The organism is Nonomuraea sp. NPDC003214, assembly GCF_053590035.1.
Genome location: NZ_JBSFSX010000007.1, coordinates 419,817 through 444,662, shown reverse-complemented (window position 1 = coordinate 444,662; position 24,846 = coordinate 419,817). Strand labels below are relative to the sequence as shown.

Annotated in this window: 21 protein-coding genes; 18 read left to right on the top strand and 3 right to left on the bottom strand. The window is 73.0% G+C overall.

The genetic code is table 11. From position 1 onward, the window contains the following. Positions 1-163: 163 nt before the first annotated feature. The 3 genes from ACWDXC_RS24065 to ACWDXC_RS24055 are packed head-to-tail and all read right to left on the bottom strand — an operon-like array spanning position 164 to position 3,729. Entirely contained in the window at positions 164-1,054 is an 891-nt protein-coding gene (locus ACWDXC_RS24065; protein ID WP_449985518.1) for a universal stress protein, read from the bottom strand. Next, entirely contained in the window at positions 1,054-2,475 is a 1,422-nt protein-coding gene (locus ACWDXC_RS24060; protein ID WP_364172352.1) for an amino acid permease, read from the bottom strand. Before ACWDXC_RS24060 ends, ACWDXC_RS24065 begins: the two co-directional genes overlap by 1 nt. A gap of 9 nt (positions 2,476-2,484) precedes the next feature. Then, positions 2,485-3,729: an arginine deiminase gene (locus tag ACWDXC_RS24055; protein WP_219507223.1), complete on the bottom strand. Its 1,245-nt coding sequence runs from the start codon at positions 3,727-3,729 to the stop codon at positions 2,485-2,487. Between the two features lie 146 nt (positions 3,730-3,875). Between ACWDXC_RS24055 and pyrR the strand changes: the two genes are divergently transcribed. The 18 genes from pyrR to def all read left to right on the top strand — a co-directional run bounded on the left by pyrR (position 3,876) and on the right by def (position 24,846). Next, positions 3,876-4,421 carry a bifunctional pyr operon transcriptional regulator/uracil phosphoribosyltransferase PyrR gene (gene pyrR, locus ACWDXC_RS24050; protein WP_219507225.1) on the top strand — a complete coding sequence of 182 codons (546 nt, stop codon included), beginning with the start codon at positions 3,876-3,878 and terminating at the stop codon, positions 4,419-4,421. Next, entirely contained in the window at positions 4,418-5,335 is a 918-nt protein-coding gene (locus tag ACWDXC_RS24045; protein WP_219507227.1) for an aspartate carbamoyltransferase catalytic subunit, read from the top strand. Before pyrR ends, ACWDXC_RS24045 begins: the two co-directional genes overlap by 4 nt. Beyond that, positions 5,332-6,618 (top strand): dihydroorotase, encoded by a 1,287-nt coding sequence (locus ACWDXC_RS24040; RefSeq protein ID WP_449985513.1) that lies wholly within the window; start codon positions 5,332-5,334, stop codon positions 6,616-6,618. Before ACWDXC_RS24045 ends, ACWDXC_RS24040 begins: the two co-directional genes overlap by 4 nt. Next, complete coding sequence (carA, locus tag ACWDXC_RS24035; protein ID WP_219507230.1) at positions 6,615-7,721, top strand: glutamine-hydrolyzing carbamoyl-phosphate synthase small subunit; 1,107 nt, start codon at positions 6,615-6,617, stop codon at positions 7,719-7,721. The genes ACWDXC_RS24040 and carA overlap by 4 nt, the downstream gene beginning before the upstream one ends. After that, positions 7,708-10,995, top strand: a complete 3,288-nt coding sequence (carB, locus tag ACWDXC_RS24030; RefSeq protein ID WP_219507231.1) for a carbamoyl-phosphate synthase large subunit — start codon at positions 7,708-7,710, stop codon at positions 10,993-10,995. The genes carA and carB overlap by 14 nt, the downstream gene beginning before the upstream one ends. Before the next feature lie 22 nt (positions 10,996-11,017). Further along, the gene (locus ACWDXC_RS24025) at positions 11,018-11,884 is read left to right on the top strand and encodes a dihydroorotate dehydrogenase electron transfer subunit (protein ID WP_246645242.1); all 867 of its coding nucleotides are present in this window, start codon (positions 11,018-11,020) and stop codon (positions 11,882-11,884) included. An 11-nt stretch (positions 11,885-11,895) separates the two neighbouring features. Continuing rightward, a complete protein-coding gene (locus tag ACWDXC_RS24020; RefSeq protein WP_219507234.1) occupies positions 11,896-12,873 on the top strand; it encodes a dihydroorotate dehydrogenase in 978 nt (325 codons plus the stop codon). Continuing rightward, positions 12,870-13,568 carry an orotidine-5'-phosphate decarboxylase gene (pyrF, locus tag ACWDXC_RS24015; RefSeq protein WP_219507235.1) on the top strand — a complete coding sequence of 233 codons (699 nt, stop codon included), beginning with the start codon at positions 12,870-12,872 and terminating at the stop codon, positions 13,566-13,568. The genes ACWDXC_RS24020 and pyrF overlap by 4 nt, the downstream gene beginning before the upstream one ends. 401 nt (positions 13,569-13,969) lie before the next feature. Further along, entirely contained in the window at positions 13,970-14,293 is a 324-nt protein-coding gene (gene mihF / locus ACWDXC_RS24010) for an integration host factor, actinobacterial type (protein WP_020541698.1), read from the top strand. A gap of 139 nt (positions 14,294-14,432) precedes the next feature. Then, positions 14,433-15,005, top strand: a complete 573-nt coding sequence (gene gmk, locus ACWDXC_RS24005; protein WP_246645243.1) for a guanylate kinase — start codon at positions 14,433-14,435, stop codon at positions 15,003-15,005. A gap of 5 nt (positions 15,006-15,010) precedes the next feature. After that, on the top strand, positions 15,011-15,280 hold the full coding sequence (rpoZ, locus tag ACWDXC_RS24000; protein ID WP_219507237.1) for a DNA-directed RNA polymerase subunit omega: 270 nt from the start codon (positions 15,011-15,013) through the stop codon (positions 15,278-15,280). A gap of 7 nt (positions 15,281-15,287) precedes the next feature. Further along, a complete protein-coding gene (gene coaBC / locus ACWDXC_RS23995; RefSeq protein WP_364172343.1) occupies positions 15,288-16,472 on the top strand; it encodes a bifunctional phosphopantothenoylcysteine decarboxylase/phosphopantothenate--cysteine ligase CoaBC in 1,185 nt (394 codons plus the stop codon). A gap of 95 nt (positions 16,473-16,567) precedes the next feature. Then, positions 16,568-16,936, top strand: a complete 369-nt coding sequence (locus ACWDXC_RS23990) for a hypothetical protein (RefSeq protein WP_219507239.1) — start codon at positions 16,568-16,570, stop codon at positions 16,934-16,936. Between the two features lie 158 nt (positions 16,937-17,094). After that, positions 17,095-18,282: a methionine adenosyltransferase gene (gene metK / locus ACWDXC_RS23985; RefSeq protein WP_219507240.1), complete on the top strand. Its 1,188-nt coding sequence runs from the start codon at positions 17,095-17,097 to the stop codon at positions 18,280-18,282. A 247-nt stretch (positions 18,283-18,529) separates the two neighbouring features. Continuing rightward, a complete protein-coding gene (locus tag ACWDXC_RS23980) occupies positions 18,530-21,352 on the top strand; it encodes a primosomal protein N' (RefSeq protein ID WP_449985505.1) in 2,823 nt (940 codons plus the stop codon). 50 nt (positions 21,353-21,402) lie between these two features. Then, positions 21,403-22,896, top strand: a complete 1,494-nt coding sequence (locus tag ACWDXC_RS23975) for a hypothetical protein (protein WP_449985502.1) — start codon at positions 21,403-21,405, stop codon at positions 22,894-22,896. Positions 22,897-22,933: 37 nt separating this feature from the next. Then, entirely contained in the window at positions 22,934-24,271 is a 1,338-nt protein-coding gene (locus ACWDXC_RS23970; protein WP_364172336.1) for a hypothetical protein, read from the top strand. Between the two features lie 26 nt (positions 24,272-24,297). Then, positions 24,298-24,846, top strand: coding sequence for a peptide deformylase (gene def / locus ACWDXC_RS23965; protein WP_219507245.1), 549 nt, complete (start codon positions 24,298-24,300; stop codon positions 24,844-24,846).

Sequence of the window (24,846 nt, the reverse complement as noted above, 5' to 3'; positions counted from 1 at the left end):
ACGGTAAAGGGGTGGACGCCTAAGGTCAAGCTGATTGGAAAAAAGATGCCGAATCCGATCCGGTATGGAACGCCACTTAAGCCCCTCATGTCCCGGTGGTAACACTACTTCGTCATAGTTTGCCGAGTAACACGGCCGGTTTCGGCACCGGGGCGAAAGCGGATCAAGGCTGACGGGTCAGGATCATGACCGGCCTGGTCGCCGCCCGTACGATCTTGATGCTGGTGTCGCCGAGGAACACCCGCCTGAGCGGCCCCGAGTCGCTGGAGGCGCAGATGACCAGCTCGCCGGGCAGCCACGTGCCCGCGCGCATGGCCTGGGCGACGTTGCGGCCCTCCAGGATCTCCACCTCCACCTGGGTGCGCCGCCGGTGACCCCGGGCGGCCGACTTCAGGTCGGCGGCGGCCTGGTCGCGCAGCCGGGCCAGCATCTCCTCCTCGGCCCTGGCCGGGCGGCCGCTCCTGAGCACCAGCGTGACCAGGCGCAGCGGCAGGTCCAGCCCGGCGGCGATGGCGGCGGCGCGCTTGACGGCGGCGTCCGCGCCGGGGCCGCGCCGGTAGGCGACGGTGAGGCGCTCCAGCGCGGCGGGCGGCTCGTCGGCGTAGCCGCGCGGGGCCAGCAGCACCGGCACCGGCGAGGCGTGCAGGAGCTGGTCGGCGGTGCTGCCGAGGGCGATGCGGTCCTTGCCGCCGCCGGGCGCCGACCCGATGACGACCACGTCCGCCGAGCGCTTGCGCGCCAGCTCCACCAGCCCGCGCCCGCTGCCCTTGTGCGTGTAGGCGAGGTAGGCGGCCTCCTCGCCGGCCTCCTTGCCGGCCAGCTCGCCGGTCAGCTCGCGCGCCTGGTCGAGGGTGGCTGCGGCCTGCTCGTCGAGGTAGGCGGCCCACGCCCCGGCGTCGGCGCGCGCCGGTCCCGGGGGACCCCAGGCGGGCGGCTTGACGGCGGCGACCGTCAGCCGCGCGCCGGTCTGCCGGGCCAGCAGCACGGCCAGCGTCAGCCCGTCGCGGCCGCGGGCCTCCGGGATGAATCCGGTCAGCACGTTCTCGAACCGCATCAGCGCACCTCGGCGTTCAACCGCGAGTGGCGGTAGCCGTACAGGAAGTAACAGACGAGCCCGGCCAGCATCCACAGGCCGAACGCCGCCCAGGTGACCCCGGCCAGGCCGGCCATCACCAGGACGCACAGGATGACGCCGAGCACCGGCGTCAGAGGGAACAGCGGGGCGCGGAAGCTGCGCGGCAGGTCGGGGCGCCGGTAGCGGAGCACGAGCACGCCGGCGTTGACGATGGCGAAGGCGAACAGCGTGCCGATGCTGGTGGCCTCGGCGAGCTGGCCGAGCGGGACGAGCCCGGCCAGCACCGCGATGAACAGCGTGACGATGAGCGTGTTGGCGACCGGCACCTGGCGGCGCGGGTTGACCCGCTGGAAGATCCGCGGCACGAGCCCGTCGCGGGACATGGCGAACAGGATGCGCGTCTGGCCGTACATGACGGTCAGGACGACGCTGGCGATCGCGATCACCGCGCCGAACGAGACGACGAGCCCCGCCCACGTCGAGCCGGTGGCCAGGTCGGCGATGAGCGCCAGGCTGGCCTCGGTGCTCTCGGGGTCGAAGTCCGTCCACGGCATGGCGCCGATGGCGGCCAGCGCGACGAGCACGTACAGCAGGGTGACGACGGCCAGTGACAGCACGATGGCCAGCGGCAGGTCGCGTTTGGGGTTCTTGGCCTCCTCGCCCGCGGTGGAGGCGGCGTCGAAGCCGATGTAGGAGAAGAACACCTGGGACGCGGCGGCCGTCACCCCGGCGACGCCCATCGGCGCGAACGGGGCGAAGTTGCCCGCCTGGAAGCCGGTGAACGCCACCACGCAGAAGAACACCAGCACGGCGATCTTGATGAGCACGAACACGCTGTTGGCCGTGGCGCTCTCGGAGGAGCCGCGCAGCAGCACCCAGGTGGCCAGCAGCACGATGAGGATCGCGGTGACGTTGACGACGCCGCCGTCCTGGCCGGGCGAGCGGGTGACGGCGTCGGGCAGCGTCCAGCCGGTCAGGCCGTACAGGAAGGCGTTGAGGTACTCGCCCCAGCCGACGGCGACGGCGGCGACGGAGACGGCGTACTCCAGCATGAGGCACCAGCCGCACACCCAGGCCACGAGCTCGCCCATGGTCGCGTACGCGTAGGAGTAGGACGAGCCGGACACCGGGATGGTCCCGGCGAGCTCGGCGTACGACAGCGCGGAGAACAGGGCCGTGATCGCCGCCAGCACGAACGCCAGCACCACCGCCGGTCCGGCCTTGGGCACGGCCTGGCCGAGGATGACGAAGATGCCGGTGCCCAGCGTGGCGCCCACGCTGAAGAGCGTGAGCTGCCACAGCGACATGGTGCGGCGCAGCTCGCCGCCCTCGCCCCGGCCGCCCTCGGCGACGATGCGCTCGGCCGGCTTGGTGCGCAGCAGGCCGCGGATCAGTGACACGGCGGGCCCTCAGATGCCGTCGCGTTCGAGCGGGCAGCTCATGCAGCGCGGCCCGCCCCGGCCCCGGCCGAGCTCGCTGCCCCGGATGGTGATGACCTCGATGCCGTTGTCGCGCAGGTAGTTGTTGGTCGTGGTGTTGCGCTCGTAGGCGATGACGACGCCCGGCTCGACGGCCAGGCCGTTGCAGCCGTCGTCCCACTGCTCGCGCTCGGCGGCGGAGACGTCCTGCGTCGGCGTCAGCACGGTGATCTCCGGCAGGTCCAGCGCGTGCGCGATGGCGGCGTGCATGTCCTGCGGCGGATGGTCGGTGACCAGCAGCTCCTTGTCGTTGCGGCCGGGCTCGATCGTGTAGGCGGGCAGCATGCCGAGCCCGGCGTACTTGGTGAACACGCCCTCGTCCAGCATTGTCATGACGGTGTCGAGGTGCATGAACGCGCGGGCCTTCGGCATGTTGAGCGCCACGATGCGGCGCGCCGAGCCGGCCCTGAAGAGGTTGCGGGCCAGCATCTCCACGGCCTGCGGCTGGGTGCGCTCGCTCATCCCGACGAGCACCGCGCCGCGCCCGATGACGAGCACGTCGCCGCCCTCCAGCGTGGCCGGCGCCACCGCGTGCCCCGGCATCCACACGTGGTAGCCGCCCGGCCCCGGCCGGTCGAAGCCGCCGGCGAACATCGGGTGGAACTGGTAGATCGCCTCCATGTTCACCGTCTCGCGCATCCGCGCCTTCTTCTTCATGGCGTTGATGGACACGCCGTCGTACACCCAGCAGGAGGTGTCGCGGGTGAACAGGTGGTTGGGCAGCGGCGGCAGGATGAAGTCGTCGCGGCCGAGCGTGTGGAAGGCCACCGACCGCGGCTCGCAGCCCAGCGCGGCCAGCTCGCCGCGGGTGATGCCGCCGGTCAGGTACGTGGACAGCGTGCCGGCGTCCATGGCGTCGAGCGCGTTGCGGATGTCGTCGACCGCCACGGGGCCCAGCCACCGCTCGTCCACGACCGCGTCCAGGATGTGCTTGCGCGCCTCGGGGATCTCCACCGTCTCGCCGAGCAGGTCCGACAGCAGGTGCACGACGACGCCCCGGCCGCGCAGCACCTGCTCGAACTCGCGGTGCTCCTCGACCGCCCGCTGCACCCACAGGACGTCGTCGAAGAGGAAGGCGTCCTTGTTGGACGGCGTCAGCCTCTTCAGCGACAGCTCCGGCCGGTGCAACAGGACCTGGTGGAGCCGGCCCACCTCCGAATCGACGTGAAATGTCATTTTCCCTCTATCCCCGGAAACCCCCTGTGTGACCCATCACCTGACGCCTACCCCGCCGTTGCCGCTGGTAGCCGCCTGGTACTGTGTGTGCCGACCAGCATCCTTTAAGGCCCGTCCTGTGAGGCGGGAAAGGTGGTGAATCCCTCATGTCCGAATCCAGGGCCGTGCTCGAAGGCCCGGACATCCATCGGGCGCTCACGCGCATCGCGCACGAGATCCTCGAACGAACCAAGGGCGCCGACGAAGTCGTCCTCCTCGGCATCCCGACCCGCGGCGCCACGCTGGCCCGCCGGCTCGGTGACCGCATCGAGCAGTTCGAGGGGCTGAAGATCCCCGTCGGCTCGATCGACATCACCATGTACCGCGACGACCTGCGCCGCGGCCCCGTCCGCCCGCTCGGCCGCACCGAGGTGCCCGCCGACGGCATCGACGGCCGGACCGTCGTCCTCGTCGACGACGTCCTCTACTCCGGCCGCACCGTCCGCGCCGCCCTCGACGCGCTCAACGACCTGGGCCGGCCGACCGCCGTCCAGCTCGCCACGCTCGTCGACCGCGGCCACCGCGAGCTGCCGATCCGCGCCGACTACGTCGGCAAGAACCTGCCCACGGCCAAGAGCGAGAAGGTCAAGGTCTTCCTGCAGGAGATCGACGGGCGCGACGCGGTCCTGCTCATGAAGGAGGACGCCAGATGAACCGTCATCTCATCTCCGCCGGCGACCTCACCCGCGACGACGCGCTGCTCATCCTCGACACCGCCGAGGAGCTGGCGAGAGTCTCGGAACGTTCCATCAAGAAGCTGCCCACGCTGCGCGGGCGCACGGTGGTCAACCTGTTCTTCGAGGACTCCACCCGCACCAGGATCTCGTTCGAGGCGGCGGCCAAGCGGCTGTCCGCCGACGTGATCAACTTCTCGGCCAAGGGGTCGAGCGTCTCCAAGGGCGAGTCGCTCAAGGACACCGCGCTGACGCTGGAGGCGATGGGCGCCGACGCCGTCGTCATCCGGCACGGCTCGTCCGGCGCGCCGCACCGGCTGGCCAACTGGGTGCACGGCAGCGTGGTCAACGCCGGCGACGGCACCCACGAGCACCCCACCCAGGCGCTGCTCGACGCCTTCTCGATGCGCCGCCGCCTCGGCTCGCTCGACGGGCGCCGCATCACGATCGTCGGCGACGTGCTGCACAGCCGGGTCGCCCGCTCCAACGTGCTGCTGCTGCACACGCTCGGCGCCGAGGTCACGCTGGTGGCCCCGCCGACGCTGCTGCCGGTCTCGGTCGACACCTGGCCGTGCGCGGTCTCCTACGACCTCGACGGCGTGCTGCCCAAGTCCGACGCGGTGATGATGCTGCGCGTGCAGAAGGAGCGGATGAACGCCGCCTACTTCCCCAGCGAGCGCGAATACTCCCGGCGCTACGGCCTCGACCGTGACCGGTTCGCCAAGCTGCCGGAGGAGGCCATCGTCATGCACCCGGGTCCGATGAACCGGGGCATGGAGATCGCCGCCGAGGTGGCCGACTCGCCCCGCTCGACGATCGTCGAGCAGGTCGCCAACGGGGTGACCATCCGCATGGCCGTGCTGTACCTGCTCCTCGGGGGGGAGATCGCGTGATCATTCACAACGTCCGGATTCTCGGCGGCGAGCCGGTCGACATCCGCATAGCCGACGGCGTCGTGGCCGAGGTCGGCACCGGCCTGACCGGCGGCGAGGTGATCGACGGGCAGGGCGCCGTCGCGCTGCCCGGCCTCGTCGACCTGCACACCCACCTGCGCGAGCCGGGCCGCGAGGACGCCGAGACCGTGCTCACCGGCACCCAGTCGGCCGCCCGCGGCGGCTACACCGCCGTGCACGCGATGGCCAACACCTCGCCCGTCGCCGACACCGCCGGCGTCGTGGAGCAGGTCTGGCGGCTCGGCCGCGAGTACGGCCTGTGCGACGTGCACCCGGTCGGCGCCGTCACGGTCGGCCTCGACGGCCGCCAGCTCGCCGAGCTCGGCGCGATGGCCGACTCCGCCGCCCGCGTCCGCGTCTTCTCCGACGACGGCAAGTGCGTCAGCGACGCCGTGCTCATGCGCCGCGCGCTGGAGTACGTCAAGGCGTTCGACGGCGTCGTGGCCCAGCACGCCCAGGAGCCCCGGCTCACCGAGGGCGCCCAGATGAACGAGGGCGTCGTCTCCGGCAGGCTCGGCCTGACCGGCTGGCCGGCGGTCGCCGAGGAGGCGATCATCGCGCGTGACTGCCTGCTGGCCGCGCACGTCGGCTCCCGCCTGCACGTCTGCCACGTCTCCACCGCCGGCTCGGTCGAGATCCTGCGCTGGGCCAAGTCCAAGGGCTGGAACATCACCGCCGAGGTGACCCCGCACCACCTGCTGCTGACCGACGACCTCGTCGAGGAGTCGCCGGCCGGCGCCTACAACCCCATCTACAAGGTCAACCCGCCGCTGCGCACCCGCGCCGACGTCGAGGCGCTGCGCGCGGCGCTGGCCGACGGCACCATCGACGTCGTGGCCACCGACCACGCCCCCCACCCGGTGGAGGACAAGGAGACCGAGTGGTCGGCCGCCGCCATGGGCATGGTCGGCCTGGAGACGGCGCTCAGCGTGGTGCAGGAGGCCATGATCGACACCGGCCTGCTCGACTGGGCGGGCGTCGCCGACCGCATGTCGGCCGCGCCCGCGCGCATCGGCCGCCTGGCGGGCCAGGGCCGCCCGATCGAGCCCGGCTCACCGGCCAACATCACCCTGTACGACCCGTCCGTCCGCACCGAGGTGGACCCCTCAGCGTTCGCGTCCAAGAGCCGCAACACCCCGTACGCGGGCATGACCCTGCCCGGCCGGGTCGTGGCGACGTTCCTGAGGGGCAAGCCCACCGTTCTCGAAGGGAAGCTGGCGTGACCAACGCGGTTCTCGTCCTGGAAGACGGCCGAGTCTTCCACGGAACTCCCTACGGCGCCGAAGGCGAGACCTTCGGCGAGATGGTCTTCAACACCGGCATGACCGGCTACCAGGAGACCCTGACCGACCCCTCCTACCACCGTCAGATCGTGGCCATGACGGCCCCGCACATCGGCAACACCGGCGTCAACGACGAGGACCCCGAGTCGGGCCGCGCCTGGGTCGCCGGCTACGTGGTGCGCGAGCCGTCCCGGGTGGTCTCCAACTGGCGGGCCACCCGCTCGCTCGGCGACTACCTCAAGGACCAGGGCGTCGTCGGCATCGCCATCCCCGGCACCCGGGCGCTCACCCGCCACCTGCGCGAGCGCGGCGCCATGCGGGCCGGCATCTTCTCCGCCCCGTCGGAGCCGGTCGAGGAGCTCGTCGAGCGCGTCCGGCAGTCGCCCCGCATGCAGGGCGCCGACCTGTCCGGCGAGGTCACCACGGCCGAGCCGTACGTGGTGCCGGCCGTCGGCGCGAAGCGGTTCACCGTCGCCGCCGTCGACCTGGGCATCAAGGGCATGACACCACAGCGGATGGCCGAGCGCGGCTGCGAGGTGCACGTGCTGCCCGCCGGAGCCACGTTCGAGCAGATCATGGCCGTCGAGCCCGACGGGGTGTTCCTGTCCAACGGGCCGGGCGACCCCGCCACCGTCGACGTCACCGCGCTGCGGCAGGTCCTGGAGGCCCGGGTGCCGTTCTTCGGCATCTGCTTCGGCAACCAGATCTTCGGCCGCGCCCTGGGCCTTTCCACCTACAAGCTGCGCTACGGCCACCGGGGCGTCAACCAGCCCGTCCAGGACGTGCGCACCGGCAAGGTGGAGATCTCCGCCCACAACCACGGCTTCGCCGTCGAGGCGCCGCTCGACGGCCCGTTCGACACCCCGTACGGGCCGGCCGAGGTCAGCCACGTCAACCTCAACGACCGCTGCGTGGAGGGGCTGCGCCTGCTCGACGGGCGCGCCTTCAGCGTGCAGTACCACCCCGAGGCCGCCGCCGGGCCGCACGACGCGGCCTACCTGTTCGACGAGTTCTGTGAGGTCATGCGTCGTGCCCAAGCGTGAGGACATCAGCTCCGTCCTGGTGATCGGCTCCGGTCCGATCGTCATCGGGCAGGCGTGCGAGTTCGACTACTCCGGCACCCAGGCGTGCCGCGTGCTGCGGGCCGAGGGCTTCCGGGTCATCCTGGTCAACAGCAACCCGGCGACGATCATGACGGACCCGGAGTTCGCCGACGCCACCTACGTCGAGCCCATCACCCCCGAGTTCGTCGAGAAGATCATCGCCAAGGAGCGGCCCGACGCGCTGCTGCCCACGCTCGGCGGCCAGACCGCGCTCAACACCGCGGTCGCGCTGCACGAGGCGGGCGTGCTGGAGCGCTACGACGTCGAGCTGATCGGCGCCGACTTCGACGCCATCCAGGCCGGCGAGAACCGCGAGAAGTTCAAGGAGATCGTCGCCAAGGTCGCCCGCGAGCACGGCCTCAACGCCGAGTCGGCCCGCTCGCTCATCTGCCACACGATGGACGAGGTGCTGGCCGCCGCCGGCGAGCTCGGCTACCCGCTGGTGGTGCGGCCGTCGTTCACGATGGGCGGCGTCGGCTCCGGCTTCGCCTACGACGAGGAGGGCCTGCGGCGCATCGCCGGGGCCGGGCTCGACGCCTCGCCGACCACCGAGGTGCTCCTGGAGGAGTCCATCCTCGGCTGGAAGGAGTACGAGCTGGAGGTGATGCGCGACAAGGCCGACAACGTCGTCATCGTCTGCTCGATCGAGAACATCGACCCGATGGGCGTCCACACCGGCGACAGCGTCACCGTCGCGCCCGCGCTCACCCTGACTGACCGCGAATACCAGAACATGCGCGACGTGGCCATCGCGGTCATCCGCGAGGTCGGCGTCGACACCGGCGGCTGCAACATCCAGTTCGCGGTCGACCCGCGCTCCGGCCGCATGATCGTCATCGAGATGAACCCGCGCGTGTCGCGCTCGTCGGCGCTCGCCTCGAAGGCCACCGGCTTCCCGATCGCCAAGATCGCCGCCAAGCTGGCCATCGGCTACACGCTCGACGAGATCCCCAACGACATCACCAAGGAGACCCCGGCCTCCTTCGAGCCGACCCTCGACTACATCGTGGTCAAGGTGCCGCGCTTCGCCTTCGAGAAGTTCGCCGGCGCCGACCGCACGCTCACCACGCACATGAAGTCCGTGGGCGAGGCGATGGCCATCGGCCGCTCCTTCCCCGAGGCGCTGCAGAAGGCGCTGCGGTCGCTGGAGAAGAAGGACTCGTCCTTCACCTGGGCCGGCGAGGTGCGTCCCAAGGACGAGCTGCTGGAGGAGTGCCGCGTCCCGCACGACGGCCGGCTGCGCACCATGCAGCAGGCGATCAGGGCGGGCGCCACGCCCGAGGAGCTGTTTGAGGCGACCAGCGTCGACCCGTGGTTCCTCGACCAGCTCTTCCTGCTGGACGAGGAGGCCCGCGAGCTCGCCGCGGCCGACGACCTGACCGCCGAGACGCTCCAGCGGGCCAAGCGCCACGGCTTCAGCGACGCGCAGATCGGCGAGATCCGCGGCATCGACGAGGCCCGCGTCCGCGACCTGCGTCACGCGCTCGGCCTGCGGCCCGTCTACAACACCGTCGACACCTGCGCCGCCGAGTTCGCCGCCCGCACGCCCTACCTCTACTCGGCCTACGACGAGGAGAGCGAGGTCCCCTACGGCGAGCGCGAGAAGGTGATCATCCTCGGCTCCGGGCCCAACCGCATCGGGCAGGGCATCGAGTTCGACTACGCGTGCGTGCACGCCTCGTTCGAGCTGGCCAGGGCCGGGTTCGAGACCGTCATGGTCAACTGCAACCCGGAGACCGTCTCGACCGACTACGACACCTCCGACCGGCTCTACTTCGAGCCGCTCACGCTGGAGGACGTCCTGGAGGTCGTGCACGCCGAGCAGCAGACCGGCCCCGTCGCCGGCGTCATCGTGCAGCTCGGCGGCCAGACGCCGCTCGGCCTCGCGCAGGCGCTCAAGGACGCGGGCGTGCCCGTCGTCGGCACCTCGCCGGAGTCGATCCACCTGGCCGAGGAGCGCGGCGCGTTCGGCCGGGTGCTGGCCGAGGCCGGGCTGCCGGCGCCCAAGCACGGCACCGCCACCACGGTCGCCGAGGCGCTGGCCGTCGCCGAGGAGATCGGCTACCCGGTGCTCGTGCGGCCCTCGTACGTGCTCGGCGGCGCCGGCATGGCCATCGTCTACGACGACGAGACGCTCACCACCTACATGGCGGCCCAGGAGGGCGGCCACCCGGTGCTGGTCGACAAGTTCCTCGACGAGGCCATCGAGATCGACGTCGACGCCCTCTACGACGGCTCCGAGCTCTACCTGGGCGGCGTCATGGAGCACATCGAGGAGGCCGGCATCCACTCCGGCGACTCGGCGTGCGCGCTGCCGCCCATCACGCTCGGCAGCCACGACATCAAGCGCATCCGCGCCGCCACCGAGGCCATCGCCGCCGGGGTGGGCGTGCGGGGGCTGCTCAACGTCCAGTACGCGATGTCGGCCGGGGTCCTGTACGTCCTGGAGGCCAACCCGCGCGCCAGCCGTACGGTGCCGTTCGTGTCCAAGGCGACCGCGGTGCCGCTGGCCAAGGCGGCGGCCCGGGTCATGCTCGGCGCCACGCTCGCCGAGCTGCGCGCCGAGGGCATGCTGCCGACCGGCGGCGACGGCGGCACGCTGCCGCTGGACGCCTCGATCGCGGTCAAGGAGGCGGTGCTGCCGTTCAACCGCTTCCGCGGCGTCGACATCGTGCTCGGGCCGGAGATGCGCTCGACGGGCGAGGTCATGGGCATCGACGCGTTCTTCGGCACGGCTTTCGCCAAGTCGCAGGCCGCGGCGTACGGTGAGCTTCCGACGAAGGGACGCGCGTTCGTATCCGTCGCCAACCGCGACAAGCGTGCGATGATCTTCCCGGTGAAGGCGCTCGCCGACCTCGGGTTCGAGATCCTCGCCACCGAGGGCACGGCCGAGGTGCTGCGCCGCAACGGCGTCCATGCCAAGATCGTGCGAAAGCACAGCGAGGGGACCGGTCCCGGAGGTGAGCCCACGATCGTGCAGTGCATCCTGGACGGCGAGATCGACCTGATCGTCAACACGCCGTTCGGCAGCCCCGGCCAGTCCGGGCCGCGCCTCGACGGCTACGAGATCCGCACCGCGGCGGTGCTGCGCGGCGTGCCGTGCATCACCACCGTCTCCGGGCTCGCCGCCGCCGCGGCGGGCATCCAGGCGATCGTGCGGGGCGACGTCGGCGTACGGTCCCTCCAGGAGCACGCGCAGGCACTACGGGGCTAGCTCCCCCAGGAGGTGAAGCAGACTGGCCGGCACTCCGGTGCAGGTGACGGGCACGGTGCTGACGACGCGCCGGGTCGACGCCTACCATGCGCTGACCGTGGTGGCGCCCGGCATCGCCGAGCGCTACCGCCCCGGCCACTTCGTCTCCGTCGCGGCCGGGGGCGCCGGCACGTCCATGGTGACGCGGCGCGCCCTGTCCATCCACGACGTCAAGTCTGATTACGGTGGCACGGTGGAGCTGGTCTTCACCGTGCGCGGCCCCGGCACGGCGTGGCTCGCCGAGCGGCGCGCCCGCGACACGCTGGACCTGGTCGGCCCGCTGGGCAGGCCGTTCCCGCTGCCGCGCGATCCGGTGCACTGCGTGCTGGTCGGCGCCGAGTACGGCTCGGCCGTGCTGTTCCCGCTGGCCGACGCGCTGCTGGAGCGCGGCTGCCGGGTCGACTTCGTGCTCGGCGCGGCCAGCGCGGACCGGGTGTTCGGCGCGATGCGGGCCCGGCGGATGGCCGAGACGACCACGCTGACGACCGAGGACGGCTCGCTCGGCGTGCGCGGCCGGGTCACCGACGCGCTGCCGTCGGTGATCGCCGACACGCACGCCGACGCCGTCTACGCGTGCGGGCCGATGGAGTCGCTGCGGGCGGTGACCGCGGTGGCGATGGAGTTCGACATCCCGGTGCAGGTGGCGGTGGAGGAGGCGATGGCGTGCGGCATCGGCGTCTGCATGACGTGCGTGCTGCCGGTCATCGGCGACGACGGCGTCACCCGGATGGTCCGGGCGTGTGCGGAGGGGCCGGTGTTCCGGGGGGAACGGGTGCGCTTCGAGGACGTGGGAACGATCCCGTTCGACGCTCTCGGCGCCCCGGGGGGCGGTGCTCGCCATGCCGGCTGAGGGGTAACGATATGTCGGTTGATATGCGTACGTTCCTGGCGCATGTGGAGCTGGCGAACCCCGTCACCACGGCCGCCGGCTGCGCCGCCTCCGGGCGTGAGCTGGCCCAGTTCTTCGACCTGCACCGGCTGGGCGCGCTCACCACGCGCTCGATCACGATGGCGCCGCGCGCCGGCCGCCCCACGCCCCGGATGGCCGAGACGCCCTCCGGCATGCTCAACGCCGTCGGCCTCCAGGGGCCCGGCATCGACGCCTTCCTCGAACGCGAGCTGCCCTGGCTGGCCCAGCGCGGCATCAAGACCATCGTCTCCATCGGCGGCGGCACCGTGGCGGAGTATTCGGAGCTGGCCCGCAGGCTGGCCGACGCGCCCGGCGTCACCGCCCTGGAGGTCAACCTGTCGTGCCCCAACATGGAGGACCGGGGCCGCGTCTTCGCCCGCGAGGGCAGCGCCGCCGCCGAGGTGATCGCCTCGGTCCGGTCCATCATGCGCTACGACGTGCCCGTGGTGGCCAAGCTGGCCCCCGACGTGGCCGACATCGTCGCCGTCGCCCGCGCCAGCGTCGACGCCGGGGCCGACGCCCTGTCCATGATCAACAACCCGCTGGGCATGGCCATCGACACCGAGACGCTGCGGCCCTCGCTGGCCGCCGTCACCGGCGGGCTGTCCGGCCCCGCCGTCCTGCCCCTGGCCGTGCGCTGCGTGTGGCAGGTGCACGCCGCCCTGCCCGGCGTCCCCATCGTGGGCGTCGGGGGCGTCATGACGGGTCAGGACGCCTTCCAGCTCATCCTGGCGGGCGCCTGCGCCGTGGGCGTCGGCACCGCCCTGTTCCACGACCCGTACGCGTGCCTGCGCATCGAGCGCGAGCTCGAGGACCTGCTCCGGGCGCGCGGCTTCCAGCGGCTGGCCGACGCCGTCGGCCTGGCCCACCGTCCGCCGGGCAGCGCGCCCCGGCACCTGCTCGTCGACTCCGAGGAGAGCACGCCTTGACTCCCGCTCCCATAGCCGTCGCCCTCGACGCCCCCGACCTGGAGACCGCCGCCAGGTGGGCCGGGCTGGTGACCCCGCACGTCAGCACCGTCAAGGTGGGCCTGGAGCTCTACATGCGCTACGGGCCCGACGTGATCGCCTCCGTGCGCGGGGCCAGCGGGGTGCGGGTCTTCCTCGACCTCAAGCTCCACGACATCCCCAACACCGTCTCGGGCGCCGCCAGGGCCGTCTCCCGGCTGCGGCCCGCCATCCTCACCGTGCACGCCGCCGGCGGGCCCGCCATGATCAGGGCCGCCGTCGAGGCCGCCCCCCACACGCAGATCGCCGCCGTCACCGTGCTGACCTCCCTGTCGGAGGACGACCTGGCCCGCATCGGGCTGGCCGGGCCCGCCGACGACGCCGTCCGCCGCCTGGCCGCGCTCTCCGTCGAGGCCGGCGCCACCGCGCTGGTCTGCTCCCCGCACGAGGTCGCCGCCGTACGCGCCGAGGTGGGGGAGGGCGTCACGCTCATCACCCCCGGCGTCCGGCCCGCGGGCTCGGCCACCCAGGACCAGGTCCGGGTGGCGACCCCCGAGCAGGCGCTCGCCGACGGGGCCGACCTCCTGGTCATCGGCCGCCCGATCACCGGCTCCCCGGACCCGGGCGCGGCGGCCGCCGCCATCGCCGCCTCCCTGCGCCGCTCCGGCCCTTCCTGACAGCCGCGGACGCTCCGGGCGCCGGGCGCGTGTCAGTGCCCGGCTCCGGACCCTCCGCGGGACGGCTCGCCCCGCGTCGCCGTGACGCCCGTGCGAGGGCACGCCGGAGGAAGATCCCGAAACGCCCCCCACGGGTTTCGGACACAGGTCAACCCGGCTTTCGGACACAGTGCGCCCGCCCTGTTGTGATCATCGTAGCGCCCCCGGGCAGCACCGCGCGCACGGCCGAGAAGCGGGAAGTGAGGGCGATTTGATCAGCAGAAAGTGATTTTACCATCACCCAAAGTGATGAAGTCGACTTTGTGGCGAGAGAAACCGCTCTTGACGTTGCTTAGGGGGCGATGACCAGCTAGTTTCCCTTCCCGTCCGAGTACATCGACAGAAATTCGAGGTGACCCGGCGTGGCTCTTCCTCCCCTGACCCCTGAGCAGCGCGCCGCAGCCCTGGAGAAGGCTGCCAAGGCCCGTAAAGAGCGTGCCGAGGTCAAGAACCGGCTCAAGCATGGCGCGGTTTCTCTGGCTGAGGTGCTCAAGGATGGGCAGACCGACGACGTCATCGGCAAGATGAAGGTGTCGGCACTGTTGGAATCGCTCCCCGGCGTGGGCAAGGTCCGCGCCAAGCAGCTCATGGAGCGGCTCGCCATCGCCGAGTCCCGCCGCGTGCGGGGTCTCGGCGCGAACCAGAGGGCCTCCCTCGAGCGCGAGTTCGGTGGCAACGAGAGCTAATCTCGGTTCCACACGAAAACGCTGGTTCAACGGGGGGTAGGAAGTGACCGACAGGTCCTGGTCCGGCAGTGTAAGGGCCCACGAGGCAGTCGGAGCGGGCGCAAGAGTCGGCGGCTTCCTCCCCTCGCGCGAAAGGCGGCTGACGGTCCTGTCAGGGCCGTCAGGCGTCGGCAAGTCCACGGTCGTCGCCGAGCTCCGGCGGGCACACCCCGAGGTGTGGCTGTCGGTCTCGGTGACCACCAGAAGCCCCCGGCCCGGCGAGGTGCACGGGGTGCACTACTTCTTCGTCGACGGCGAGGAGTTCGACCGGCTCGTCGCGGCCGGAGAGCTGCTGGAGTGGGCGGAGTTCGCGGGCAACCGCTACGGCACGCCGCGCCAGGCCGTGCTCGAAAGGCTCGCGGCGGGCGTGCCCACCCTGCTGGAGATCGACCTGGAGGGCGCCCGGCAGGTGCGGCGCAGCATGCCGGAGTCGCTGCTGGTCTTCCTGGCCCCGCCCACGTGGGAGGAGCTGGAGAAGCGGCTGCGCGGCCGGGGCACCGAGCCCGAGGACGTCATCGCCAGGCGGCTGGCGGCCGGCCGGGTCGAGATGGCGGCCGAGGAGGAGTTCGACCTCACGCTGGTGAACACGGATGTCAAAGACGTGTGCCACCGGCTGATAGCCTTGATGACCGACCCTCAGGGGGTCATCACAACCACCAAGCGAGAGGTCTGACAATCGTGGCAGGAGTCGCCCCGGTCGCCGAGGGCATCACCAACCCTCCGATCGACGCGCTGCTCGACATCGTCGACAGCAAGTACTCTCTGGTGATCATGGGCGCCAAGCGGGCCCGCCAGATCAACGCCTACTACTCCCAGCTCGGCGAGGGCCTGCTGGAGTACGTCGGCCCGCTCGTCGAGACGCACGCCCAGGAGAAGCCGCTGTCCATCGCGCTGCGCGAGGTCTCCGAGGGCCTGCTCAACGCCGAGCCCATCGAAGGCGCGGCCTGACCGCTCGATGAAGGTCGTCCTGGGCGTCGCCGGCGGCATCGCCGCGTACAAGGCGTGCGAGCTGCTGCGCCTGTTCACCGAGTCGGGGCACGAGGTCCGGGTGGTCCCCACCCGTGACGCCCTGCGGTTCGTGGGCGAGCCCACCTGGGCCGCCCTGTCGGGCAACCCGGTGACGACCGACGTGTGGGAGAGCGTCCACGAGGTGCCCCACGTGCGCATCGGCCAGGCGGCCGACCTCGTCGTGGTCGCCCCCGCCACGGCCGACCTGCTCGCCAAGGCCGCCCACGGGCTGGCCGGCGACCTGCTCACCAACACGCTGCTGACCGCGCGCTGCCCGGTGGTGTTCGCGCCCGCGATGCACACCGAGATGTGGCAGCACCCGGCCACCCGCGCCAACGTCGCCACCCTGCGCGAGCGGGGCGCGATCGTGATCGACCCGGCCGTCGGCCGGCTCACCGGCGCCGACACCGGGCCCGGCCGCCTGCCCGACCCCGCCGAGATCTTCCAGGTGTGCCTGCGCGTGCTGCGCGGCGCGCCGCGCGACCTGGCCGGGCGCAAGGTCGTCGTCTCCGCCGGGGGCACCCGCGAGGCCCTCGACCCGGTCCGCTTCATCGGCAACCGCTCCTCCGGCCTCCAGGGTTACGCGCTGGCCCGCACCGCCGCCGCCCGGGGCGCCGAGGTGACCGTGGTGGCCGCCAACGTCGCGCTGCCCGACCCGGCCGGTGCCGCCGTGGTGCGGGTGGAGACCACCGCCGAGCTGCGGGAGGCCGTCCTGGCCGCCGCCGCCTCCGCCGACGTGGTGGTCATGGCCGCCGCCGTCGCCGACTTCCGGCCCGCCGACCGGCAGGACGTGAAGATCAAGAAGACCGACGGCGAGCCCGACCCGATCCGGCTGGTGAAGAACCCCGACATCCTGGCCGAGCTGGGCCGCGAGCGCGGCGCGTACCCGAAGGTGATCGTCGGCTTCGCGGCCGAGACCCACGACGTGCTCGCCAACGGGCAGGCCAAGCTCGCCCGCAAGGGCTGCGACCTGCTGGTCGTCAACCAGGTCGGCGAGCACCTGGCCTTCGGCACGCCCGACAACGCCGCCACCGTGCTCGTCGCCGGCGGCGACCCCGTCGAGGTGCCCCGGGGCCCCAAGGAGGACGTGGCCGACGCCGTCTGGGACGCCGTCGCCGCCCGCCTGTCCTGAATCCCGTACGGGCAGCTAACCGCTCGGATGGATTACCTGATCACCTGTTGCGGGATCTCCCTATAGCTACGGATACTGGGCCAAAGGGGGACGGGATGCCAATAAGTGCTGCTGTCAGGGACCGATGCAGGACGGTTCTCGGCCATCGTGGCGCGATCCGCTACGTCTTCCCGGCGCTGTCCGTCGGGCCGCCGGGGGCCGCCAACTTCCTCGTCGTCGTCACCGACCTGGCCGTCTCGGTGCTCGCCACCCGGATGCTCAGGAGCGACCGCCCGGTCTCGGTGCACGCCACGTTCCCGCGCAACACGCGGCTCGGGCCCATCCGTCACGGCCCGTCACCGGTCATCGAGCTCGGCGACATGCTCTTCGAGTTCGACGACGAGTACGCGGCCGTGGTCGCCGCCGCCGACGCCGAGGTGTTCGCGCCGGAGACGCTGCCGCTCGACCCCCTGCCCCATCTCTGAACGTGCCCCGATCGGCCCCGCCCTCCTTCCAGAGTGCCGGATCGCGGGGCGGGTTTCGCTACCTGACGCCAGGTAGGGCTAGACTTCGGCGAGGCTCAGGTGTGCCCAGCACCCCGAGTCCCCAGCCGTCAGCAGCCGCTGCATGAGGAGCCACTGAGTTGTCACGTCGCCTGTTCACCTCCGAGTCGGTCACCGAGGGCCACCCGGACAAGATCGCCGACCAGATCAGTGACGCGATTCTCGACACCATGCTCAAGGACGACCCGCGGAGCCGGGTCGCCGTCGAGACGATGATCACTACCGGCCAGGTTCACGTCGCAGGCGAGGTCACGACCGAGACCTACGTCGACATCCCCGGCGTCATCCGGGAGAAGATCCTGGAGATCGGCTACGACGCCTCCCACAAGGGCTTCGACGGCGCCTCGTGCGGCGTGTCGGTGTCCATCGGCGCGCAGTCGCCCGACATCGCCCAGGGCGTCGACGACGCCTACGAGCACCGCGTCGGCGGCGACGCCGACGAGCTCGACCGCCAGGGCGCCGGCGACCAGGGCCTCATGTTCGGCTACGCCTGCCGCGAGACCCCCGAGCTGATGCCGCTGCCCATCACGCTCGCCCACCGCCTCGCCCAGCGCCTGTCCGAGGTCCGCAAGTCCGGCACCGTGCCCTACCTGCGCCCCGACGGCAAGACCCAGGTCACCATCGAGTACGACGGCGACCGCCCGGTCCGCCTCGACACCGTGGTCGTCTCCACGCAGCACGCCGCCGAGATCGACCTCAAGGAGATGCTGACCCCCGACATCAAGGAGCACGTGGTCGACCCCGTGCTCGCCGGCCTCGAGATCGAGACCGAGGGCTACCGCCTGCTCGTCAACCCGACCGGGCGCTTCGAGATCGGCGGCCCCATGGGCGACGCCGGCCTCACCGGCCGCAAGATCATCATCGACACCTACGGCGGCATGGCCCGCCACGGCGGCGGCGCCTTCTCGGGCAAGGACCCGTCCAAGGTCGACCGCTCGGCCGCCTACGCCATGCGCTGGGTCGCCAAGAACGTCGTCGCGGCCGGCCTCGCCGACCGCTGCGAGGTCCAGGTCGCCTACGCCATCGGCAAGGCCCAGCCGGTCGGCCTGTTCGTCGAGTGCTTCGGCACCGAGAAGCTGCCGGTCGAGAAGATCCAGGCCGCCGTGCTCGAGGTCTTCGACCTCCGCCCGGCCGCGATCATCCGCGACCTCGACCTGCTGCGTCCTATTTACTCCGAGACCGCCGCCTACGGGCACTTCGGACGCGAGGGCTTCTCCTGGGAGTCCACCGACCGCGCCGAGGCGCTCCGCACCGCCGCGGGCCTCTGACCTGACGCCGCCGATGCCGCGCCCCCAGGAGGGGGTGCGGCATCTTCGCGTGTCCCGGGCGGCGCCGTCACGCTTATGGAGCCGGGCGCCTCTGAGGACCGCGCGGCGTCCGTACGCTGCTGCTCGGGTCCTCGTGGACGGGGTGTCCTGCGGTGGCGGACGCCCTTCCGCGGCGTTCTCCGCGGCCGGTGGCGGGAGCGTCCGCGGGCGGGCGTGGGGCGGGGCCCGAGTCTGGTAGACGTAGTGGGTGACGACCTCCGACGACGCCCTCCTGCCGCTCGACGCCGTGCGGCCCGCGGCGTCGGCGAAGGGCGCCGTCGTGCCCGCCCCGGAGCTGCCGGTGGCCAGGGTGGCCGTGGACAACCCGCTGCCCCACCTCGACCGGCCGTTCGACTACCTGGTGCCCGCCTCGATGCACGAGAGCGCCCAGCCGGGAGTGCGGGTGCGGGTGCGGTTCGCCGGCAAGCTCGTCGACGGGTTCCTGCTGGAACGGGCCGGCGAGAGCGAGCACGCCGGGCGGCTGACGCCCCTCGAACGCGTCGTCTCGCCCGAGCGCGTGCTCACCCCCGAGGTGGCCGGGCTCGCCAGGGCCGTGGCCGACCGCTACGCGGGCACCCTGGCCGACGTGCTGCGCCTGGCCGTCCCGCCCCGCCACGCCAGGACGGAGACGGTCACCCGGGCCGCCGCGGCCCCTGCGGAGCCCCCCAAGGCCCCCTCCGGCCCGGCGGAGCGCTCCACGCCCCCTGACCTCCCCTCCGTCCCGGCGGACCGCGTACGGCAGCCACCGACCGCGGCAGCGGCCCTGCCGGCGGAGACCCCGACCTCCGAGCCTCCAGGCCCCGAGGCGGCGACCCCCGAGCCCCCGACCCCCGAGGCCCCGGCGTCCCCGGCTGTGGCGTCCGCGAACCCGGCGTCCTCGGCTGCGGCGTCCACGGCCCCGGCGTCCGAGACCGCCACGCCCGAGGATCCGCAGGGGGCGACCCCCGGGGCCGCTCAGCATGCCTCGCGCCAGGTCGGCGGGCCCGGCCTCGGTGCCTCCCTTCAGGGCGGTGGCTCGCCGGACGGGACGGTTGCGGCTCGGGTCGGTGAGGGCGTGCCTCAGGGGGACGGCGCGGGGATCGTCGGCGGGGTTCAGGTCGGTGAGGACGGTGGCCGGGGGGAAGGCGCGGTCCGGGATCCCGGTGGGGCGTGGGGGGCGTACCCGATGGGGGCGTCGTTCCTGGACGCGTTGCGGCACGGGAGGGCGCCCAGGGCGGTGTGGTCGGCGCTGCCCGGGGCGCGGGGATGGGCGGGGCCCGTCGCTGAGGCGGTGCGGGCGACGCTGGACGGCGGCCGGGGCGCGCTCGTGGTCGTGCCCGACGGGAAGGACGTGGCGCTGCTCGACGCCGAGCTGGGCCGGATGCTGGGCGCCGGGCGGCATGTCGCGCTGACCGCCGACCTCGGCCCGGCCGAGCGCTACCGGCGGTGGCTGGCGGTGCTGCGCGGGCAGGTGCGGGCGGTCGTGGGGACGCGGGCGGCGATGTTCGCGCCCGTGGAGCGGCTGGGGCTGGTGGCGATCTGGGACGACGGCGACGACTTGCACGCCGAGCGGCTCGCGCCGTACCCGCACGCGCGGGAGGTGCTGGGGCTGAGGGCGCACCGGACCGGCGCGGCGATGCTGATCGGCGCCTACGCGCGCACCGCCGAGGCCACCCAGTTGCTCGCCTCCCGCTGGGCCAGGCCGATCGTGGCCGACCGCCGGACGATCAGGAGCCTCGCCCCGCACGTCCGCCCGGCGGGGGAGGACGCCGAGCTGGCCAAGGACCAGGCGGCGCGCGCGGCCCGGCTGCCCAGCGTGGCCTGGCGGGCGCTGCGCCAGGGGCTGGAGAGCGGGCCCGTCCTCGTGCAGGTGCCCAGGCGCGGCTACCTGCCGGCGCTGGCCTGCCGCCACTGCCGCGCCCCGGCCCGCTGCTCGCACCCGCCGACCCGCACGGGCTTCCCGGCCTCGACGGGGCCGGCGGCTCACGCGGGCGCGGCGGCGTACGCGGGCGCCCCCGGAGGGTTCGTGTCGCGGGGCCAGGGGGTGCTGGGCGGGCCCGGTGGGTCCGGGACAGCCGGCTCCCCGGTCCATGACGCCGCGGAAGGGGCGGCCGGCGTGGGGGAGGCGATGCGGCTCGCCGTGCCCGGGGGTCCGGCGTACGAGGGTGAGGGGCGTGCGGGCGCGGCGTTCGGGGGTGAGGGGCGTGCGGGCGCGGCGTTCGGGGGTGAGGGGCGTGCGGGCGCGGCGTACGAGGGCGAGGGGCGTGCGGGCGCGGGGGACGGGCTGTGCCGTGGGCCGCTGGCGCTCAGGGGCGGGCACGCGGCCCCGTACTGCCGCTGGTGCGGACGGGTGGACGCGGCGTGGAAGTGCGAGCACTGCGGGAGCCCGAGGCTGCGGGCGGTGGTCGTGGGCGCGCGGCGGACGGCGGAGGAGCTGGGCCGGGCCTTCCCGTCGGTGCCGGTGCGCACGTCGGGGCGTGACGGGGTGCTGGCGAGCGTGCCGGGGAGCCGGGCGCTGGTCGTGGCGACGCCGGGGGCCGAGCCGGTGGCCGAGGGCGGCTACGCGGCGGTGGTGCTGCTCGACGGGTGGGCGCTGCTGGGCCGCGCGGACCTGCGGGCGGGGGAGGAGGCGGTGCGCCGCTGGATGAACGCCGCCGCGCTGCTGCGCCCGCGCGGCGAGCTGGTGGTGCTGGCCGACGCGGGGCTGCCGGCGGTGCAGGCGCTGCTGCGCTGGGACGCGGTCACGCACGCCGAGCGGGAGCTGGCCGAGCGGGTGGAGCTCGGGTTCCCGCCCGCGGTGCGGATGGCGACGCTCACGGGCACGGCGGCGGCGGTGCGGCAGATGGTGGCCGAGGCGCGCCTGCCCGCCGACGCGCAGGTGCTCGGGCCGGTGCCGATCGACGACTCGGGCCAGGAACGCGCCATGATCCGGGTGCCGCGCGGGAGCGGTGCGGCGCTGGCCGCGGCGCTCAAAGGGGCCAGTGGGGTGCGCGCGGCCAGAAAGACACCAGATGTCGTGAGGGTAAGTGTCGACCCGCTCGACCTGATTTAGGCTGTTTCCCCGATTCGCTCATCTGTAAGCCAGCCGTTAGCGTGCCCTCTGTGTCGATCGAATGGGTGAACCTGGCCATCGACGATCTGCGTGCTTGGGGGCGCGGGCGGGGCGTCGAGGTGGACGCGGACGAGATCCGCCTGCTCTGCGATTACGCCAGCGACTACCTGAACGTCAACGAGCTGGGCGACTTCGTCCCCGCCACGTTCGACGAGCTGTTGCTGTCCATCTACCCGCGCAAGGTGATCGCGCCTCCGGAGAGCGCGCCGGAGACGGTGGCCGCCGCCCGCACGCTGGTCAACTACCTGCAGGAGTCGGGCGCGGTCAGCGGTGAGACGGCGGCGCTGATGCGTGAGCGGCTGAGCGACATCGCCACCCGCATGCCGGGGGCGCTGGCCGACACCGCCAACTTCGGCATGGCCAAGAGCCTGTTCAGCTCGATCGGGCCGGAGTCGCTGGAGCAGTCGATCGCCATCCCGTCGGGCGAGGTGCCCGACCTGGGGGAGGCACCCTGCGACTGCCCCGGCTGCACGCCCAGGCCGGCCGTCCGGCTGCCCTCGCCCGAGGCGCTGGAGGCGGAGCTGCGCGACGTCCCGCTGCTGGCCGCGCTCGACCGGGGCGAGGCGCCCTACCTGAGCGAGGTGGCCGAGGGGGAGCCGCTGCCGCGCTGGGCGGCGGTCGTCGCCCACCTCGTCGAGCGTGACACCGGCGGCCAGGTCACCGGCCACCCGCAGGTCGACGAGGAGCTCTACGACCTGCTCGACATGCTCTACCGGCTCCAGTCGCCCGCGCCCGCCGCCGTGGCCGGCGACTACCTGGCCGACCTGGCCGAGGACACCGCCGTCGACGTGCCCGCCGTGCTGGAGCGGCTGGCCTGGTGCGGCCTGCTGCGCCTGGAGGACGGCACGGTCGCGCTCACCCCGGCCGCCGTGTGGGCGCTGCGCGAGCACTACCTCGCGCTCGGGCTCGACGCGCCGCAGGCTCCCGACCTGGCCGAGGCCGACGCGCGGGGGCTCATCGAGGGGCTGCTCGACGGCGTGCCGACCGAGCTGGCCGAGGACGACATCAGCCGCTGGCTGGCCGCCCGCCCGGCGGGCGAGGCCGCGGCCCAGCTGCTCGCCGCCGCCTCCGGCGCGCCCGCCGTGGCGCGCGGGATCGCGGTCACGATCGTGGACCGGCTCGGCGCCGAGGCCGCCGGCGAGGTGCGGCCCTGGCTCGACGACCAGGAGCTGCGCCCGCACGCGATCCACTGGCTCACCGCGCGCGGCCTGCCCGCCCCGGCGCTCAGCCAGGAGGAGCTGCTGTGGGTCAGCGTCGACATGCTCGCGCTGGCGACCCCGGCGGCCGCCGACGACCCCGAGATGTTCGCCGAGAACATCGCCGCCTCCGGCCCGCCGGCCCACCTCATCGAGGAGATGTGGCGGGTCGACCACCCTGACGTCGTCGAGGTCCTGGAGCTGCTCGGACGCTCGCTGCCCGACGGCACGGCGGCCAAGGCGGCCCGCAAGGCGGCGTTCAAGGCGCGCTCCCGGGGCATCCGATGAGTACGCCTCTGTGACTCCTGTGCAGTAAGTTTCGTGGGTGGCAAACAACGTCTTCGACCTCGCCGAGCTGCGCAAGCTGATCGATGAGCAGGCCGCCGTGCCGCCACGGCCGCCGCAGGAGAAGACCCCCGCGCAGCACGAGGCGCTCACGTTCCCGCCTGTCACGCTGGCCGGCGACGCCGAGCTCGCGCGGGTGGTCCCGACGGTCCCGCTCGTCGCCGACGCCATCCGCCTCGCCACCTGGACGGGCGAGCGCCCGGTGTCGCCGGACGGGCTGCTGCCGGAGGCCGACCGGGCGGCGGCCGTGGCCGCGCTCGGCCTGGAGCCGTCGCGGCTGCGGCTGGTCTGGATCGTCGCGGTCAACACCGGCCTGCTGCGCATCGCGCGCGGCCGGGCGTCGCGCGGCCCGCTGCCGGCGCGGCTGACGGTGGAGGCGACGCTGGAGTTCTGGGACGGCGTCGTCATGGACGTGCTCGACCGCGCCGACGAGGGCCTGACCGGCTCCACCGTGGTCGACGGCCACCTCGCCGAGATGCTCGCCACGATCTACTCCGTACGGTCCGGCGTCGCGATCGCCAACCTGGCCCGGGGCATCCTGCAGTCGCACGAGGTGGCCTGCGCGCCCGGCGACGCGGAGATGCGCAGGCTCGCCGCGGCGCTCCCGGCCGAGCTGCTGGAGGCGCTGTCGCTGCTGTCCTACTGCGGTCTGGTCGAGCAGACGTCGGCCGGGCGCACCGCGCTCACCCCGCTGGGCGTCTGGGCGATCCGCCGCGACCTGCTGCGCGAGGGCCACGACGCGCCCACGGCCGCCGAGGTCGAGGTGTTCGCCGACCTGTCGGCCGCCGAGCTGGTCGAGGCCCTGGTCAAGGGCTCGGCCACGCAGAGCGCCGTCGCCGGGTGGCTGGAGCGCCGCCCGCCCGAGGAGGCCGCCCGCGAGCTCATCGCGATCGCCGCCGAGGGCGACGCCGGCCGGCGCGGCGCGGTGGGCGCCGTCCTGGAGGAGCTCGGGCCCGAGGCCGAGGCCCCGATGCGCGAGGCGCTCGCCCTGCCGCTCATGCGCCGCTACGCCGCCTCCTGGCTGCACATCCGCGACCTTCAGGCGCCGCCGCTCAGCCCCGAGGACCACACCTGGATCGCGGTCGACTCGCTGGCCGCGCTCATGCACATGTCGGGGCCCGTCGCCGGCCGGCTCGACACGCCGGAGCCGGGCGAGGACCTGGTCAAGCTCATCACCGCGATGCCGGCCGTCGGCCACCCCGACACCGTGGCCGTCCTCGACATGCTCGCCGGCGCGCACGACGACCAGGCGGTCGTCAAGGCGGCGCGCAAAGCGGCGATGAAGGCGCGCTCCCTCGCGCACACTAAAATGGACTGATCCACCTACGAAACGGAGTGACCCCCTTGGCGATCCAGGCGATCCGGCTGTTCGGAGACCCGGTGCTGCGCACCCCGGCTGCGCCGGTGACCGACTTCGACAAGGAGCTCCGCAAGCTGGTCAAGGACCTCACCGACACGATGATGGACGCGCCGGGCGCCGGCCTGGCCGCGCCGCAGATCGGCGTGGGCCTGCGCGTGTTCACCTATTACGTCGACGACCAGCTCGGCCACCTGATCAACCCCGACCTCGACCTGTCCGACGACCTGGACGAGGAGGGCGAGGAGGGCTGCCTGTCGTTCCCCGGCCTGTCGTTCCCGACGCCGCGCGCCATCCGCGCCGTCGCCCGGGGCTTCAACATGCACGGCGAGCCGGTCACGCTGGAGGGCACCGACCTGATGGCGCGCTGCTTCCAGCACGAGACCGACCACCTCGACGGCATCCTGTTCATCGACCGGATGGACGCCAAGCAGCGCAAGCTCGCGATGAAGGCCATCCGCGAGGCCGAGTGGAGCGGCCTGGCGGCGCCCACGGTCAAGTTCTCCCCGCACGCCACCGGCGGAAAGGCGCTGTGA

Excerpts from the sequence above, each read along its gene's own strand:
- ACWDXC_RS24065 (WP_449985518.1), bottom strand. The coding sequence starts at position 1,054 with ATGCGGTTCGAGAACGTGCTGACCGGATTCATCCCGGAGGCCCGCGGC.
- ACWDXC_RS24055 (WP_219507223.1), bottom strand. The coding sequence starts at position 3,729 with ATGACATTTCACGTCGATTCGGAGGTGGGCCGGCTCCACCAGGTCCTG.
- pyrR (WP_219507225.1), top strand. The coding sequence starts at position 3,876 with ATGTCCGAATCCAGGGCCGTGCTCGAAGGCCCGGACATCCATCGGGCG.
- ACWDXC_RS24045 (WP_219507227.1), top strand. The coding sequence starts at position 4,418 with ATGAACCGTCATCTCATCTCCGCCGGCGACCTCACCCGCGACGACGCG.
- ACWDXC_RS24020 (WP_219507234.1), top strand. The coding sequence starts at position 11,896 with ATGTCGGTTGATATGCGTACGTTCCTGGCGCATGTGGAGCTGGCGAAC.
- coaBC (WP_364172343.1), top strand. The coding sequence starts at position 15,288 with ATGAAGGTCGTCCTGGGCGTCGCCGGCGGCATCGCCGCGTACAAGGCG.
- ACWDXC_RS23990 (WP_219507239.1), top strand. The coding sequence starts at position 16,568 with ATGCCAATAAGTGCTGCTGTCAGGGACCGATGCAGGACGGTTCTCGGC.